Origin of the sequence: Nodosilinea sp. FACHB-141, from assembly GCF_014696135.1 — a bacterium.
GTDB lineage: Bacteria > Cyanobacteriota > Cyanobacteriia > Phormidesmidales > Phormidesmidaceae > Nodosilinea.
On record NZ_JACJPP010000012.1, the window covers coordinates 95,981 to 110,445 of the forward strand.

General features: G+C 58.3%; 14 protein-coding genes. 10 read left to right on the forward strand and 4 right to left on the reverse strand.

The window, feature by feature from the left end; translation table 11 throughout:
* Positions 1-12 precede the first annotated feature (12 nt).
* Positions 13-1,575, forward strand: coding sequence for an ATP-binding protein (locus tag H6F59_RS12865; protein ID WP_190700197.1), 1,563 nt, complete (start codon positions 13-15; stop codon positions 1,573-1,575).
* Positions 1,576-1,611: 36 nt separating this feature from the next.
* Positions 1,612-2,535 (forward strand): EamA family transporter RarD, encoded by a 924-nt coding sequence (rarD, locus tag H6F59_RS12870; protein ID WP_190700200.1) that lies wholly within the window; start codon positions 1,612-1,614, stop codon positions 2,533-2,535.
* Positions 2,536-2,570: 35 nt separating this feature from the next.
* Here the strand turns inward: rarD and H6F59_RS12875 are convergent, their stop codons facing one another.
* Positions 2,571-3,188, reverse strand: coding sequence for a hypothetical protein (locus H6F59_RS12875; protein WP_190700203.1), 618 nt, complete (start codon positions 3,186-3,188; stop codon positions 2,571-2,573).
* Positions 3,189-3,278: 90 nt separating this feature from the next.
* On the reverse strand, positions 3,279-4,172 hold the full coding sequence (locus H6F59_RS12880; RefSeq protein WP_190700206.1) for an ABC transporter permease: 894 nt from the start codon (positions 4,170-4,172) through the stop codon (positions 3,279-3,281).
* A 196-nt stretch (positions 4,173-4,368) separates the two neighbouring features.
* On the opposite strand from H6F59_RS12880, the gene H6F59_RS12885 reads away from it, so the two are divergent.
* Positions 4,369-4,947, forward strand: coding sequence for a hypothetical protein (locus H6F59_RS12885; RefSeq protein WP_190700209.1), 579 nt, complete (start codon positions 4,369-4,371; stop codon positions 4,945-4,947).
* An 80-nt stretch (positions 4,948-5,027) separates the two neighbouring features.
* Here the strand turns inward: H6F59_RS12885 and H6F59_RS12890 are convergent, their stop codons facing one another.
* Positions 5,028-5,417 carry a hypothetical protein gene (locus H6F59_RS12890; protein ID WP_190700211.1) on the reverse strand — a complete coding sequence of 130 codons (390 nt, stop codon included), beginning with the start codon at positions 5,415-5,417 and terminating at the stop codon, positions 5,028-5,030.
* Positions 5,418-5,536: 119 nt separating this feature from the next.
* Between H6F59_RS12890 and queA the strand changes: the two genes are divergently transcribed.
* Both queA and H6F59_RS12900 read left to right on the forward strand, forming a co-directional pair.
* A complete protein-coding gene (gene queA, locus H6F59_RS12895) occupies positions 5,537-6,670 on the forward strand; it encodes a tRNA preQ1(34) S-adenosylmethionine ribosyltransferase-isomerase QueA (protein WP_190700214.1) in 1,134 nt (377 codons plus the stop codon).
* 92 nt (positions 6,671-6,762) lie between these two features.
* Complete coding sequence (locus H6F59_RS12900; protein WP_190700219.1) at positions 6,763-7,539, forward strand: alpha/beta hydrolase; 777 nt, start codon at positions 6,763-6,765, stop codon at positions 7,537-7,539.
* Positions 7,540-7,689: 150 nt separating this feature from the next.
* Here the strand turns inward: H6F59_RS12900 and H6F59_RS26425 are convergent, their stop codons facing one another.
* A complete protein-coding gene (locus H6F59_RS26425; protein WP_190700223.1) occupies positions 7,690-8,835 on the reverse strand; it encodes a pentapeptide repeat-containing protein in 1,146 nt (381 codons plus the stop codon).
* Positions 8,836-9,091: 256 nt separating this feature from the next.
* On the opposite strand from H6F59_RS26425, the gene H6F59_RS12910 reads away from it, so the two are divergent.
* The 5 genes from H6F59_RS12910 (at position 9,092) to H6F59_RS12930 (ending at position 14,436) form a co-directional block, all read left to right on the forward strand.
* On the forward strand, positions 9,092-10,024 hold the full coding sequence (locus tag H6F59_RS12910; protein WP_190700227.1) for an NAD-dependent epimerase/dehydratase family protein: 933 nt from the start codon (positions 9,092-9,094) through the stop codon (positions 10,022-10,024).
* 144 nt (positions 10,025-10,168) lie between these two features.
* Positions 10,169-10,327 carry a hypothetical protein gene (locus H6F59_RS12915; protein ID WP_190700239.1) on the forward strand — a complete coding sequence of 53 codons (159 nt, stop codon included), beginning with the start codon at positions 10,169-10,171 and terminating at the stop codon, positions 10,325-10,327.
* A 233-nt stretch (positions 10,328-10,560) separates the two neighbouring features.
* The gene (gene der, locus H6F59_RS12920) at positions 10,561-11,925 is read left to right on the forward strand and encodes a ribosome biogenesis GTPase Der (protein ID WP_190516513.1); all 1,365 of its coding nucleotides are present in this window, start codon (positions 10,561-10,563) and stop codon (positions 11,923-11,925) included.
* A 148-nt stretch (positions 11,926-12,073) separates the two neighbouring features.
* Positions 12,074-12,988 (forward strand): energy-coupling factor transporter transmembrane protein EcfT, encoded by a 915-nt coding sequence (locus H6F59_RS12925; RefSeq protein WP_190700243.1) that lies wholly within the window; start codon positions 12,074-12,076, stop codon positions 12,986-12,988.
* Positions 12,955-14,436: an anthranilate synthase component I gene (locus H6F59_RS12930; RefSeq protein WP_348251303.1), complete on the forward strand. Its 1,482-nt coding sequence runs from the start codon at positions 12,955-12,957 to the stop codon at positions 14,434-14,436. Before H6F59_RS12925 ends, H6F59_RS12930 begins: the two co-directional genes overlap by 34 nt.
* The last annotated feature ends 29 nt before the right edge of the window (positions 14,437-14,465 follow it).

The window sequence follows — 14,465 nt, forward strand, 5'->3', positions numbered from 1 at the left end:
TAATAAGTGTTAGTGCTGACCTCGTTTTGGGTAGGCGCTAGCCTGGCCCCGGCCCGTTGGAGCACTATGCAGTCTTACCAAGAACAAGAGGTGTCGCTGCACCGGCTTCTACAGCTGACTGCGGCAGCCCCAGACTATGTCCAGGTAAAACCTAAGGGGTTTAAGGCGATTCTACAATCGACTGTAGAGTTCCTTGAAGCCCACGACATTCAAGCCCACCTGCTGGTAAAGCTGCCAGTGGGCGATCCGTGGAATGAGGATGTGCTGCGCTACGGTCAAGGGCTGGAGCTGCCCTATCGAGTGCTGCGGTTTGCGCGCCCTGATGCAGAGCCCTCGCCCAACTTGGGCAACGAGGTAGTGGTGCCCTTGCCAGAGAGCCACACCTGGCGAGGTGACTACTTTGTGGTGGTGCAATCTGAGTCCTTTGCGGCCATGCTGATCGCCCATCGGCTGCAGCCGCTGTCGGCTACTCCCACAGGGCAGAGTCAACGACTGACCCCTGAGGGCCAACATGACCCCGAGGATGACGAAGAGGCCTCACCGCTCTTAGAAGAAGCGACGGCGGCGCGATCGTCGTATCTATCAGTGTGCTGTTCTATCAATCCTGACCTGGTGGCGACAGTGGTAAGCGCCATTCGCCGCCAGATTGATCAAGGTCTGGGCACCGCCGATGTCGGGCTCGATCTGGCCGCCCTGACCCAGCAGTGGCCCCAGCTGAGACCCACCCATTCACTCACCCCGACCTACCTCACCCTGGTCGATCGCTGGCTCAACTGGCAGCTCAAGCGTCAGGAGCACCTGCGCCAGTCGGCCTCGACCTACCGCCGACAGGCGTTGAATATGTCGAGCCTGTCATCCCAAAACGAGGTGTTAATCAATACTCTCCGCCTCAAGGATGATTTTCTCAACACGGTGGGCCAGGAACTACGCACTCCTCTGACCACCATCAAAACCGCCCTGACCCTGCTTGACTCGCCCCACCTTAAGCCTCCCCAGCGGCAGCGGTATATGGAGATGATTAGCCATGAGTGCGATCGCCAGAGTGCTTTGATTAGCGGCGTTCTCAACCTGCTACAGATGGAGACCAGCGTTAGCCAAGCCCAGCTTGACCCGCTAAATTTGTCGGAAACCGTGCCCCCAGTAGTCAGCACCTATCAGCCCCTGGCTGAAGAAAAGGGCATTATGCTGGCTTACACCATCCCTAGCCAGTTGCCGCCGGTGCTTTGCCCCGACAGCTGGCTGCGACAGGTGATGATTCATCTGCTGAACAACAGCCTGAAATACACCCCCAGCGGCGGTCAGGTTTGGGTGACGGCTTCTAGCACCGCAGACCACGCCGAGATCGAAGTGCGTGATACTGGTATCGGCATTTCGGCTGGCGATCTGCCCCACATTTTTGAGCACTTCTATCGGGGCCGCAACCTGCCGCCTGCTGAAACCGAGGGGGCCGGTTTGGGGCTATCGATTGTGCAGCAGCTGCTGTTGTACTGTGGCGGCACTGTAGTAACCCGCAGCCAGCCCGGCGAAGGGACAACGATGGTGGTGCGGCTGCCCATTCACCATCGTCGTTCCTGACCGTTAGAATGTGTGCTTTGATCGGCAATTTGTTCTTTGACCTCACCTAAATCTGCGCCGGCTGCCCCGGGCGATCGCTCCGATGCCAAGACGGGGGCGATTTATGCTCTGTTGGCTTACAGCACCTGGGGGCTGCTGCCCATCTACTGGAAGCTGTTGGGCACTGCCTCTGCCGTAGAGGTGCTCAGCCACCGCATGATTTGGTCAGCGGTATTTTTAGTCGGCATTTTGCTGGTGCAGCGGCGGCTGGAGGATTTGCAAACGCTACTGCGATCGCCCCGCAAAGTACTAGTGCTGCTGCTCACCGCCAGTCTGCTGACCTTCAACTGGGGGTTGTATATCTATGGGGTGAATAGCGATCGCGTTGTCGAAGCCAGCCTGGGTTACTACATTAACCCATTGGTGACTGTGCTGCTGGGGTTTATCTTTCTCAAAGAGCGCCTGTACCGAGGTCAACAGGTGGCCGTAGCGCTGGCGGTGGTGGGTGTGGGCTACTTCATTTGGCAGTTGGGCACCGTGCCGTGGATTGCCCTGGCGCTGGCGGTTTCCTTTGCGTTTTACGGCTTGCTCCGCAAGGTAGTGGCGGTGGCCCCGCTGGTGGGCCTGGCAGTCGAAACCCTGCTGATTACCCCCCTGGTGCTGCTAGTTGTGAGCTGGCTCGCGGCCAGCGGCCAGGGGCACTTTGGGGAAGGCCTGCCGATCACTCTGCTGTTTATCGGGGCTGGGGTGGCGACGTCGATGCCACTGCTGTGGTTCAACAAAGCGGCCAAACGGCTGACTTTGGCTACCCTCGGCTTCTTTCAGTACCTGGCTCCGTCGCTATCGCTGCTGCTGGGGGTGTTTGTCTACGACGAGCCGTTCACTCCAGTTCACGTGGTCACCTTTGGCTGTATTTGGACGGCGCTGCTGCTATATTCCGTCACGGCGCTGCGGGCTCGAGGGAGCGATCGCAGCCTATGACGAAAGCTTGCCAACGGTTAGTGCCCTGGCGCCATCTAGGGACAGGGCACAGCGCTGGCACCGATCACTTGGCCGTTGGCGCTGGTTTCCACCACCCAGCCGGTGCTGCCGTCAAAGATAGTCACCTCTAGCCAGGTGCTACCATCGCCAGGTGCCCGGCGCCGGGGCGGATTGGCAGATGTGTAGATTGTGTCTCCAGCGTTGTAGTTGGCCAAGATAGCGGCATTGTTGGTGGTTGTGGCCCTCACCGGCAGCCGCACATTGGCTCGAAAGCAGGCTCGCACCGCTTGCGGTGGGCTGCCGCAGGGGCCTAAAAATGAGGCACTAATCCAGCCCATAGGCTGTACAGACGACAGGCCGTTAAAGTTATTGCCTAAAAAGATCTGGGCGCGGCCTTGGGCCAGCACCCCGGTTAAGCGCACTTGGGTACCCCCTGGCAGGGTGCCCAGGCGATTAGTGACTGGCCCGAGGCTGGTGTTGTCAAACACCTCAGCGGCCTGGTTGAGCTGGCGGCACTGGCGAATTAAACCTTGATTTTCTTGCAGGCCTTGAATGATGGCCCTGGGGATTTGGGCCAGGGCAGTAGGGCTTAAGCCGCAAGCGATCGCCGCCGTTACCAGCACAACGGCTAGGGGTCTCAAGGGTTTCGTCATGGCAGATCTCCTATCCTCAACATAGATTTGCTGCCCAGGCTAGGGTCAGCTTGGGACTGATAGTATCTCGAGAGGTATTTTGATGGGGCGCTAGCGCCAGTTTTCGCGGCGCAGCAGGGGGTTCATAAACTCATTTAGCCCCTCACCCACCAGGGATAGCCCCGTCACCATCAGGGTCAGGGCCAACCCGGGAAATAATGCCGTCCACCAGATGCCCGTAGGCAGTGCATCGAGTGCCTGGCGAATGTCGGCCCCCCACTCGGGTACCTGCTCGGGCAGACCTAATCCCAAAAAGCCCAGACCCCCCAGCACCAGAATGGCGTCGGCGGCGTTGAGGGTAAATAGCACCGGCACGCTTTGAATCACGTTGAGAAACAGATAGCGGGACAGCACTGTCCAGGTCGAAGCCCCCATGGCCTGGGCGGCTTCGATAAATAGCTCGGTCTTAACGCTGACGGTGTGGTTGCGCACCACTCGGTAATATTGAGGAATGTAGGCAATGCTGAGGGCGATCGCGGCATTCACCACTCCTCGACCCACCACAAAGGCCAGGGTGACCGAGAGCAGCAGCCCCGGCAGGGTGTAGATCGTATCCATAAAGAACAGCAAAGCGCGATCGAGCCAGCCGCCCAGGTAGCCGCTGACCATACCCAGAGGCACCCCAATCGCTACGCTGAGCAGCGTGGCCAGCAGCACCACCTGCCAGGCAGCGCGGGTGCCAAATAGCGTGCGCGAAAATACGTCATAACCCTGTCGCGTGGTGCCAAACCAGTGGGCACCCCCAGGGGGCTCGTGGATGGGATTCTGTAGGGCGGTGGTGGGGTCAATCAGCCAGCCCCAGCTCGCCATTAGCGGCGCTAGCAGGGCAATCAGAATGAACGCCAGGGTGATGGCCAAGCCCACCCCCATCAGCACCATAGATACGTTGGTGGCCGGTTTGGCGGCTGGGTTGCGCAGCAGGGGCAATCGCGGAGTGGTAGCCATAGCAGCGCACCGGGCAGTAGTGAATAGGCTCTTATTATGCCAGAGGCAGGGTCAAAGACTGGGGCTAAAGGCGATCGCCCAGTTCACTGGCTGGCATTGTCATAATAAATTTAGCTAGACCTTAGCCTAGTGTCTGGCCAAATTTTGGCAAGCACGGCGAGACCGCGATCGCCCTACCGATCTTTCTGGAGCCCTCATGACCGTCACCAATAGCGCCACTGTTACACCGCAGGTTCTGGAGGCCGCTGCCTCTGGGGCAAAACGTAGTGCTCAGCAAGTAACGGCCGCCCTGCTAGACGCCGAGCGGCAAACCAAGGTAGAGCGGCGGCAGTTTTCCCCCGAGGCGCTGTTGGGCAACTGGCGGCTGCGGTTTACGGCCCCTAAAAAGCCTACCTACAAAGCGGGAAAACCCCAGGGGAGTGGATTTTATATGCCGGGATTGGCGATCGCCTCTCTCTGCTTCAGTCGAGACGACAATGACCAGCTGACGATTCAAAACCAGCTTCAGGTGGGGCCGGTCAAACTGCGGTTTACGGGGCCAGCCAAGTTTTTGCCTAAGAAGAACCTACTGGCCTTTGACTTCGTTCGCCTTCAGGTGTTGGTGGGTAGTTTAACGCTGATCAATCTACCCCTACGCAGCAAAGCCGCTAAAGCAGGCGATTTTGTGGCTACTTCGGTGGCTAAGCTGCCGTTTTTCTCCTTCTTTATGGCCGAGGAAGGCTATGTTGCCGCTCGGGGGCGCAGCGGGGGGCTGGCCCTTTGGGTCAAAAAATAGGGGCGGGGTCAACCCAGCCCCGAAGGGACATGTCTTGAGATGATCAGAGGCCAACGGTAGGGATGCCCCTGCAAAGCCGCTTAGGCTAAGGTTTCGGGGCAGTAGCCCAGGCCCATCACAAACTGACGGCGAAAAGCTTCAATCTCTTCGCGATCGGGCTTGCCGTGGGACACGATCGCTACTTGGTAGCGGCGCATGACATCAATAGGTGACTGCCCAGTTTCTAGGCCCCACAGAGCCATGCGGACTCGAATGCCGGGGTCGTAGGCTACGCCCAGTTCATTCATGTAAGCGCGAAAATCTTCGGCGTCGGGAACGCCAATGTTGTCGTTCATTTTGACGCGGACGACCCACCCATCGATCTGATGGATCACCGTCATAAACTCCAGAGGCAATCTCGGGGTGCCCAGCAGGTGTTCGACTACGCGGAGGGTCAAACTGGCATTGGCGAGATAGTAGGTGTATTCCATCGTTGACCTTTAGGCAGGTGCTAGAGTTCTTATGTCCTTATTGTCTGGGATCAGCTCTCAGGTTGTTAGGGTTAAGTCCCCCTACTCGACCTGGGTGTATCCACCCAACCTGCTAGGCGATGTGCAATAGTTCAAACCTTGCTCCAGAGACGGATCCGAGGGCTCAAAGCCCTTCTGATGAGTATTCCCTGGCGGCCTATCAATATTCTCTCCCACCAGAAATAATTGCTCAAACTCCCGTCACACCAAGGGATTCGTCTCGTTTGCTGGTGGTCGATAGCCCCACTACCCACCGTCATCACCACTTCCGCGACCTACCTACGCTGCTGCAGCCGGGCGACTTACTTGTCCTCAACGACACCCGGGTGATTCCGGCCCGGCTACCTGGGTATAAACCCAGTGGTGCCCAAGTGGAGGTGTTTTTGCTGGAAGACCAGGGCGATAACCAGTGGCTGGCTCTAGTGCGCCCCGGCCGCCGTTTGAAGCCAGGAGCCACAGTGCATTTTGGCCCCAATCCCAACCAGCCTGACCTAATAGCCCAGGTGCTGGCTACCGACCCTGAGACCAACGGTCGCTTGCTGAAGTTTGAGCCCCAGGGAAATGAGTCCCTATTAGACCTGTTTGAGCGGCTGGGGGAAGTCCCCCTACCGCCCTACATCACCGATAGGGCGGCTTCCCCTGAGCAATACCAGACGGTTTATGCTGAGGCTCCGGGGGCGGTGGCGGCTCCGACGGCGGGGCTACACTTTACGCCAGAGTTGTTTGAGCGGCTAGAAGAGAAGGGGGTGGGGCGATCGCACATCACCCTCCACGTCGGCGTGGGCACCTTTCGCCCGGTGGAGGCCGACAACATTCTCGACCACAAAATGCACGGCGAATGGATTGATGTTTCGCCAGAAACCGTAGCGCAGATCAACGCCACCAAAGCCCGAGGCGGGCGCGTGATTGCCGTCGGTACGACGGTGGTGCGTGCCCTAGAAGGGGCTGCCCAAGGCGGCGAGCTGCAACCCTACCAGGGCAAAGTAAACCTGTTTATTTACCCCGGTTACAGGTACCGAGCGATCGATGGGTTGATCACCAACTTTCACCTGCCGGGCTCTAGTCTGCTGATGCTGGTCAGCGCGTTGATAGGCCGAGAGCGATTGCTGGGGCTGTACGAAACCGCTATTCAGCACGACTATCGCTTCTATTCCTTTGGCGATGCCATGCTAGTTTTGCCAGAGGCAGTCCAAGGTGAAAACGTTGAGCGGTAGGGGATTGCTCAGGCTAGTGGCCTGGCGATCGCGCTCAGATACCCTACCCAAGTGGCAACCCTGCCTGTTCTCCGGCAGAGGCTAATAGAACGATGTCTCCTGTTCGCCACACGTTATCTAGCGCGTCTGTGCCTCTGACCTACCGGCAGTGGGGAGACGGAGAACCACTGATGCTGCTCCACGGGCTGGCCGACCACGGGTTAGTGTGGCAGAGCTTGGCCGAAACCTTGAGGACGCGCTATCGCTGTCTGGCTCCCGACCTACGCGGTCATGGCGACAGCGGCAAGCCCGACAATGTTGCCGTTTACGATGCGCTTGAACTGGTTGACGATTTAGAAGCTCTGGCGATCGCCTGTCACGCTGAGCAGCTCACCGTCGTGGCCCATTCTTGGGCCGCCAAACTAGCGCTGCTGTGGGCCAAGCGGCAACCCCAGCGCGTTCGTCTTTTGGTACTGGTGGATCCGTTTTTTGTGAATCAGCTGCCAAGGTGGTTGCAGCCCACGTTCCCCTTGTTCTATCGCACTCTGCCCTTTTTGAAGGTGATGGGGCCATTTGAGAGCTGTGAGGCAGCAGAATCTGTTGCTCGCACCCTGAAGCAGTACCGGGGCTGGAGCCCCCTGCAAGCGGCAGTGTTTAAGGCCGGCATAGAGCAGAAGCCTGATGGCCGCTGGGGGAGCAAGTTTGCGATCGCTGCCCGCAACGGCGTGTTTCGCGACACTCTGCATCGGGCAGGGTTCACCACAGAGCTGGCGGTGCCGACCCTGTTGCTGCTGCCCCAAGCCGGGCTCAACCGCAAGGCCTGGCAGCTCAAACCCTACTGCACCCACCTACCCAATCTGAAAATACAGACCATCCCTGGCAACCACTAGCCTCACCTGGTGGAACCTGAGGGGTTTAATCAAAGCGTGGCCGACTACCTGGGACGGTGATTGGGGACGGGAGTATATGGTTTAAGGCAGCGTTCTGATCCCTGAACCCTATACCTTGTACCCTGAACCTTAATTCCAACCCATCACAAATCAATCGTGAATAGAGCCATCGGGCATGATCGCCCCGGTGAGAATGGCGCCGGTGAGCTTGACCATGGTGCGACCCCCAACTGCCACCTTTGCGCCGCTGAGGTCGGCCCCGCTGAGGTCGGCCCCGCTAAAGTCAGCCCCAATCAAGTCGGCCTCGCGCAGGTTGGCGTGGCTGAGGTCGGCCTGAAGCAGGTTGGCGCGAAACAGCTTGGCCTTGCTGAGGTTGGCCCGATTGAGGTTGACCTTGTGCAAAAAGGCATCGCTAAGGTCGGCTCCGCTGAGGTTGGCCTCGCTGAGGTTGCGTCCCCCGAAGTCTTTTTCGCGCAGGTTGGCCCCGCTCATGTCGGTGCCACTGAGGTCGGGGCTTTGGCGCGATCGCGCGGCTCCGCTACGGGTGTGGGCGTTGTAGCTGTTGTAGGAGTCGTTGGCGGGTTTGGAGCTGGCCTGGCTGCTGGGGGGAGAGCTAGGTGCTTTGCCGTTGGTAGAGCTGGCCTTGCTCTGGGTGTCCGAACTGCCTTTGGCGCTGGCGGTATCGCCCCCTACCCCCGCCGCTGCATCGCGCCGCTGGCGGTAGGTTTGCGACTGGCCGGTGCTAGAGCTTGAGGAAGAGGTGCCGTTGCCGGAGGTGCTGGAATTTGAAGAGGGCCCACCGTTAGATGTGCTAGAGCCTGAGGATGGGTTGCCGTCGCTCTGGCTGGCCCCGTAGTAGCTGCTGCCGTAGGTGCTGCGCTGATAGCGGTAATAGCGATTGTGGGAGCCCGATCGCTGCTCCTCTTCGCTGTCGTCATCTCGGGACTGGGCACTGCCGTAGCCCTTGCTACTATAGCCGTTGCTGTAGGACGAGCGATAGTCGCTGGTGCCGTAGCCGCTGGCGGACGAGGGGCGATAGCCGCTGGCGGTGCCATAGCGACTGCTGGCCGAGCTGGCGCTGCTGCGACTGTTGCGGTTGTGCGATCGCAGCAAATCTCGAGCGTGGTTCAGCGCTTTAATCTTGTCTTGGGCCTTTTGATACAGTCGCTCGTTGTCTTGGGGAATGCGATCGGGGTGCCAGACAAACACTAGATCTTTATACGCCTGGTTGACATCCTCGATCGAGGCACCGGGCTCTAGCTCCAAAAGTCTATAGGCGTTGTCCAGCTCTCGCATGTAGAGACAATCTCGCGCTTAGGGTGTTAAGGCCAGTGCTCAACTCATAACATTTTAGGCGGGTTCCCGCCGCTAGCGTAAGACCTGGGCCGTTATCTACTGGTTTGCTTAACGGGTTTGAACCTAAATCCCTTGATTCTTCGAAAGAATTTGGGGGATCGACGCAGCTTAATATACATACATTAAGTTCAGTGCGTCTTCCAGCATGTTGCTTTCAGCATGTTCTAGGCGGCTGGTTAGCAGGAAGGAGAGGGCAATGCGTGTACTGGTCATGGGTGGCACCCGGTTTATTGGGGTGTATCTAACCAAACTGTTGATTGAGCAGGGCCACGAGGTGGTGTTGTTTAACCGGGGCAACCATCCCGCGCCGGTGGAGGGGGTGCCGACCATTGTGGGCGATCGCACCGACCCAAACAACCTCAAAACCCAGCTGGCGGGCGAAACCTTTGACGCCATCTTCGACAACAACGGGCGCGAGCTGAGCGATACCCAGCCGCTGGTAGAACTGTTTGGCGACAAGCTTCAGCACTTTGTCTACGTCAGCTCTGCTGGAGTCTATCTCAAGTCTGACCAAATGCCCCACATTGAAGGCGATGCGGTGGATCCTAAGAGCCGCCACAAGGGCAAGTTTGAAACCGAAGCCTACCTGCAAGCCCAAGGGGTGCCCTTTACCTCGGTGCGCCCGGTCTACATCTATGGTCCACAGAACTACAACCCCTTAGAGGCCTGGTTCTTTGATCGGGTGGTGCGCGATCGCCCCATTCCCATCCCCGGCAACGGCATGCACCTCACCCAATTGGGCCACGTGCAAGACCTGGCGGCAGCAATGGCGGCAGTGCTGGGCAACGAGACGGCGATCGGCCAAATCTACAACATCTCCGGCGAAAAAGCCGTTACCTTCGACGGTTTAGCCCGCGCCTGTGCGCTGGCAGCTGGCAAGGATGCCGACGCCCTCAAGATTGTCCACTACGACCCCAAAGCCTTTGACTTTGGCAAAGCCAAGGCTTTCCCCATGCGGGTGCAGCACTTCTTTACTGCCATTGATAAGGCTCAGGCAGAACTGGGTTGGGCACCCACCTACGACCTAGTTGCGGGTCTAAAAGATTCGTTCCAGAACGACTATCTTGCCTCTGGCGCAGACAAAATTGAGGTCGATTTTGCCCTAGACGACAAAATTCTAGCGGCGTAAAAGCCCTCGCAATGAGTGGGCAGGGTGGGCATAGCCCACCCTATGTCTGAGTAATCATGGCGGGGTGGCTATCTCCCGTGCTATGACCACCAGCAATGATCACCTCGAAGCTTTGATCGAAAAGAATGCCGCAGCGATTGACAAGTGACTGATGATATCGGGCGGTTGAACGGGCAGCTGGATACCTATAAAACCGGTATGCGTTGGGTGGTGCAACTCGCCTTTGCGCTACTGATTTCGGCCACGGTGGCCTTGATTATCGATGCGGCGGCATTTTTGGTAAAGCTGTTGTTGCCGAGCTGAGAGTGGTTGTTGTGGCGATCGCAACCCAAGGCTTTACTCAATTTGATAGATAGTGTCAAAGTCTCTTCATCAGTAGAACTCTTAGCTCCTATTAATTGCCTAACTTCCCCAGACAGTGATCTCTTGACTACAATGGAAAGATTGAGAAGATTTTCTCATTGATGATCTGGGCGTCTAGCAATGTGTGGCTTCCAGGTCTACTGAACCATTCATCTGCCTAAAAGGCCCAATCTATGCCACTGCCTGTTGTTGCGGTTATCGGACGCCCAAATGTGGGCAAATCTACCTTAGTGAACCGCCTGGCCGGGGCTCAAGACGCCATTGTCTACGACCAGCCAGGAGTGACGCGCGATCGCACCTACCAGCCTGCCTTTTGGCGCGATCGCGACTACCTGGTGGTTGATACCGGCGGCCTAGTATTTGACGACGACACCGAATTTTTACCATACATTCGCGAACAGGCCCAACTCGCTCTTACTGAAGCTAGCGCTGCGGTGTTTGTCGTCGATGGGAAAGTTGGCCCTACCGAGTCAGATCGTGAAATTGCCTCCTGGCTGCGGCAGCAGTCGGTGCCGGTGCTGCTGGCAGTCAACAAATGCGAATCGCTGGATAACGGCTTAGTGCAGGCGGCGCAGTTTTGGGAACTGGGGCTGGGTGAGCCCTACGCCGTCTCCGGCATCCACGGCAACGGCACGGGGGAACTGCTGGATGCCCTAGTAGAGTTCCTACCCGAAACCGTAGAAGAAGCGGCCGAAGAGGAAGTCAAAGTCGCCATTGTGGGGCGGCCCAACGTAGGCAAATCGAGCCTGCTGAACGCTTTTGTGGGGGAAACTCGCGCCATTGTTAGCCCGATCTCGGGGACGACTAGGGATGCGATCGACATGCAGGTGCAGCACGGCGACAAAATCTATCGCCTGATCGACACCGCCGGCATTCGCAAGAAAAAGAGTGTGGAATACGGGCCAGAGTTTTTTGGTATTAACCGCGCCTTCAAGGCCATTCGCCGCGCCGATGTGGTGCTGCTGGTGATTGACGCCCTCGACGGCGTTACCGAGCAAGACCAAAAGCTGGCGGGCCGCATTGAAGAAGACGGCCGCGCCTGCATCATCGTCGTCAACAAGTGGGATGCGGTGGAAAAAGACAGCCATACCATCTACGATTTTGACCACCAAATCTCTGCTCGCCTCAACTTTCTCGATTGGGCCAAGCGCATCTTTGTCAGCGCCAAGACTGGCCAGCGGGTGCCCAAAATTCTAGAACTGGTGGATCACGCGGTGGAGCAGCACCGTCGTCGGGTCAGCACCTCAGTCGTTAACGAAGTGCTGGAAGATGCGGTGAAATGGCACACGCCGCCCACCACCCGCCAGGGTCGCCAAGGCCGCATCTACTACGGCACTCAGGTCACCGTGCGGCCACCGTCCTTCACCCTGTTTGTCAATGATCCCCACCTTCTGAAGGACAACTACCGTCGCTACGTGGAGCGGCAGTTCCGCGAGAACCTGGGTTTTGAGGGCACGCCGATTCGTATCTTCTGGCGGGGCAAGGCGATGCGTGACTTAGAGCGCAACAACCCCAACCGAGCGACGAAGGTGAAGTGAAGTTTGGATTTAGGATTAGTTAGGCGTGTTGGTTAAAATCTTTGCGACTTGAGTTCACAAGCTTTCTCTGACGAGATAGCCGCAACCCAAAACCGCAAATTCAAAATCCGAAATCGGTAAAGGTAGTCAGAGACCAACCCACAACTCCATGGATCTTCTTCGCTCTCTTCCCATTGGCCTTTATCTGGAGCAGCCGGTAACCTGGCTGCACCGGCTTGATCCTAGGGTCAAGATGGCCTGGCTGATGAGCATTTTGGTGACGCCCATTTTGGCCAATGCCTACTGGCGATTTGGGCTGGTGGCGCTGCTAGTGCTGCTGACCCTGGTGGCGCTAATTCCGCTGCGGGTGTGGCGACAGCAGATGGGCTGGCTGGTGGCGCTCAGCGGCATCGTGATGTTGCTGACCTTTGTGATGCCCGACGGGCTTCAGGTGGCGCAGACGCCTCGGCTGCCTACTCCAGCTGACATGGTTACCCTGGAAAATCCGCCGGAGGTGCTGCCAGAGTTACCTCAGCCCACGTCGTATCGCTATGTGATGTTTGACTGGGGGCCGATCAACGTAACGCGGCGATCGCTCGATCTGGGCATTCGCATTGGCACCCTGCTGTTCACGCTGATCTACGGCACCAACCTTTACCTGCTCACTACTGCGCCCGAAGAAATCACCGTAGCCCTAGAGGCGTTGATGGCCCCGCTGCGCTGGTTTCGCCTGCCGGTGACGGAGATTGCCCTTACGGTGACGCTCTCCCTGCGGTTCATTCCCCTGGTGCTGGAGGAAGTGCAGAATTTAGTGCGATCGGTGCAGACCCGCGCCATCAACTGGAAGAAGCTGGGCTTTCGCGGCTCGGCCCAGGTGTGGCTATCGGTGATGGAACGCCTGCTGCAAAATCTGCTGCTGCGGGCTGAACAGATTGCAGCAGCGATGGAGGTGCGCGGCTTCACCAGCCCCAATGAGCACCGAGTGCGCTGGTACCAGATGGTGCTCCGGTCGTGGGACTGGTTTGCCCTGGGGCTGCTGGTGGTGTTTTGGTGGGCGCGGTGGGTCTGGGGAGGCGAGATTTGAACTGGTGGGTGCGATCGCAGCCCCTAGCGCACCGCACCGGCAGCGACATCTTCCAGGCCCTCTATGGCGATCTGTTGCGGCAGCCCCCTACCTCTGCCACCCTGGTTGCCCTGCTAGAGAGTCCTTACCCTTTAACCGCTGCGGCCCAGCCCCACGCTCTTCACAGCCGCTACTCCATCTGTGCTGGGCCACCTTGCCCCACCGGAGCGCCCCAGGTATGGACGCCAGCGGTGGGAAGCATTCTGCCCATGCTGAGCGAACGTCTAGCCGAGGGAGCACAGCTCCAGCTCTTAGGTGATGAAGCTGAGACTGCCGAGCAAACGCTGCCGTTTACGGGGGGCTGGCTAGGTTGGCTAGGCTACGATCTGGCGTGGGAAATCGAGCGGCTGCCCACAGTAAATAGTGATCTCTTACCCTTTCCGGTAGCTCTGTGGTACGAGCCAGCTACCTTTGCCGTCCTCGACCACCAGAATCAGCGCCTGTGGCTAGCGGCCCCCTCTCCCATAGGGCTAGATGCTATGGAGAAGCAGTTAGAACTGCCTGCCCCAGAGACCTGCTCTGCCCTGCCAGAGGGCGATCCCCGTTCTGTGACCCTGGGCATGGCGGCGGCAGAATACCAGCAGGCCGTCCTTCGGGCGAAGCAGCATATTCAAGCGGGGGATGTGTTTCAGGTCAATCTTTCCCTCCGCTTTTCGACGGTCACCACGGCCCACAGCTGGGCTCTATACCGCCAGCTGCACCGCATCAACCCGTCGCCCTTTGCCTGCTACTGGCGCACTCCCTGGGGCGATGTAATTAGCTGCTCGCCTGAGCGGCTGGTGAAACTGCAGGATGGTATTGCTCAGACTCGCCCCATCGCCGGTACCCGGCCTCGGGGATCATCCCCAGAACAGGATGCAGAGCTGGCCCAAACCTTGCTCAGCAACCCCAAAGAGCGAGCCGAACACATTATGCTGGTGGATTTGGAGCGCAACGACCTGGGGCGGGTGTGCCAGTGGGGCACTGTGCAGGTGGATGAGCTGCTGACGGTAGAATACTACAGTCATGTCATGCATCTGGTAAGCAACGTGGTGGGGAAGCTCGGCAGCGATTCTCGCTTCGGGAAGCTGCGCCAACAGACCGCCATCGACTTGATCCGCGCCGTCTTTCCTGGTGGCACCATCACCGGCTGCCCCAAGGTGCGCTGCATGGAAATTATCGAAACCCTAGAGCCCGTCCGTCGCAGCTTGTTCTACGGCTCCTGTGGCTATCTCGATCGCCGCGGCCACCTCGACCTAAATATTCTGATCCGCACGCTATTGTTTGGGCATACTGATAGCTTATCGACGGCATCTACTGTGTGGGGGCAAGTCGGCGCTGGCATCGTGGCCGACAGCGATCCCGCGAAAGAGTGGCAAGAATCACTGCAAAAAGCCAGGGCACAACTGCTGGCATTGGGGTTGGGGTAGTTTCGCCATTCCCCGTGAATAACGGTTGA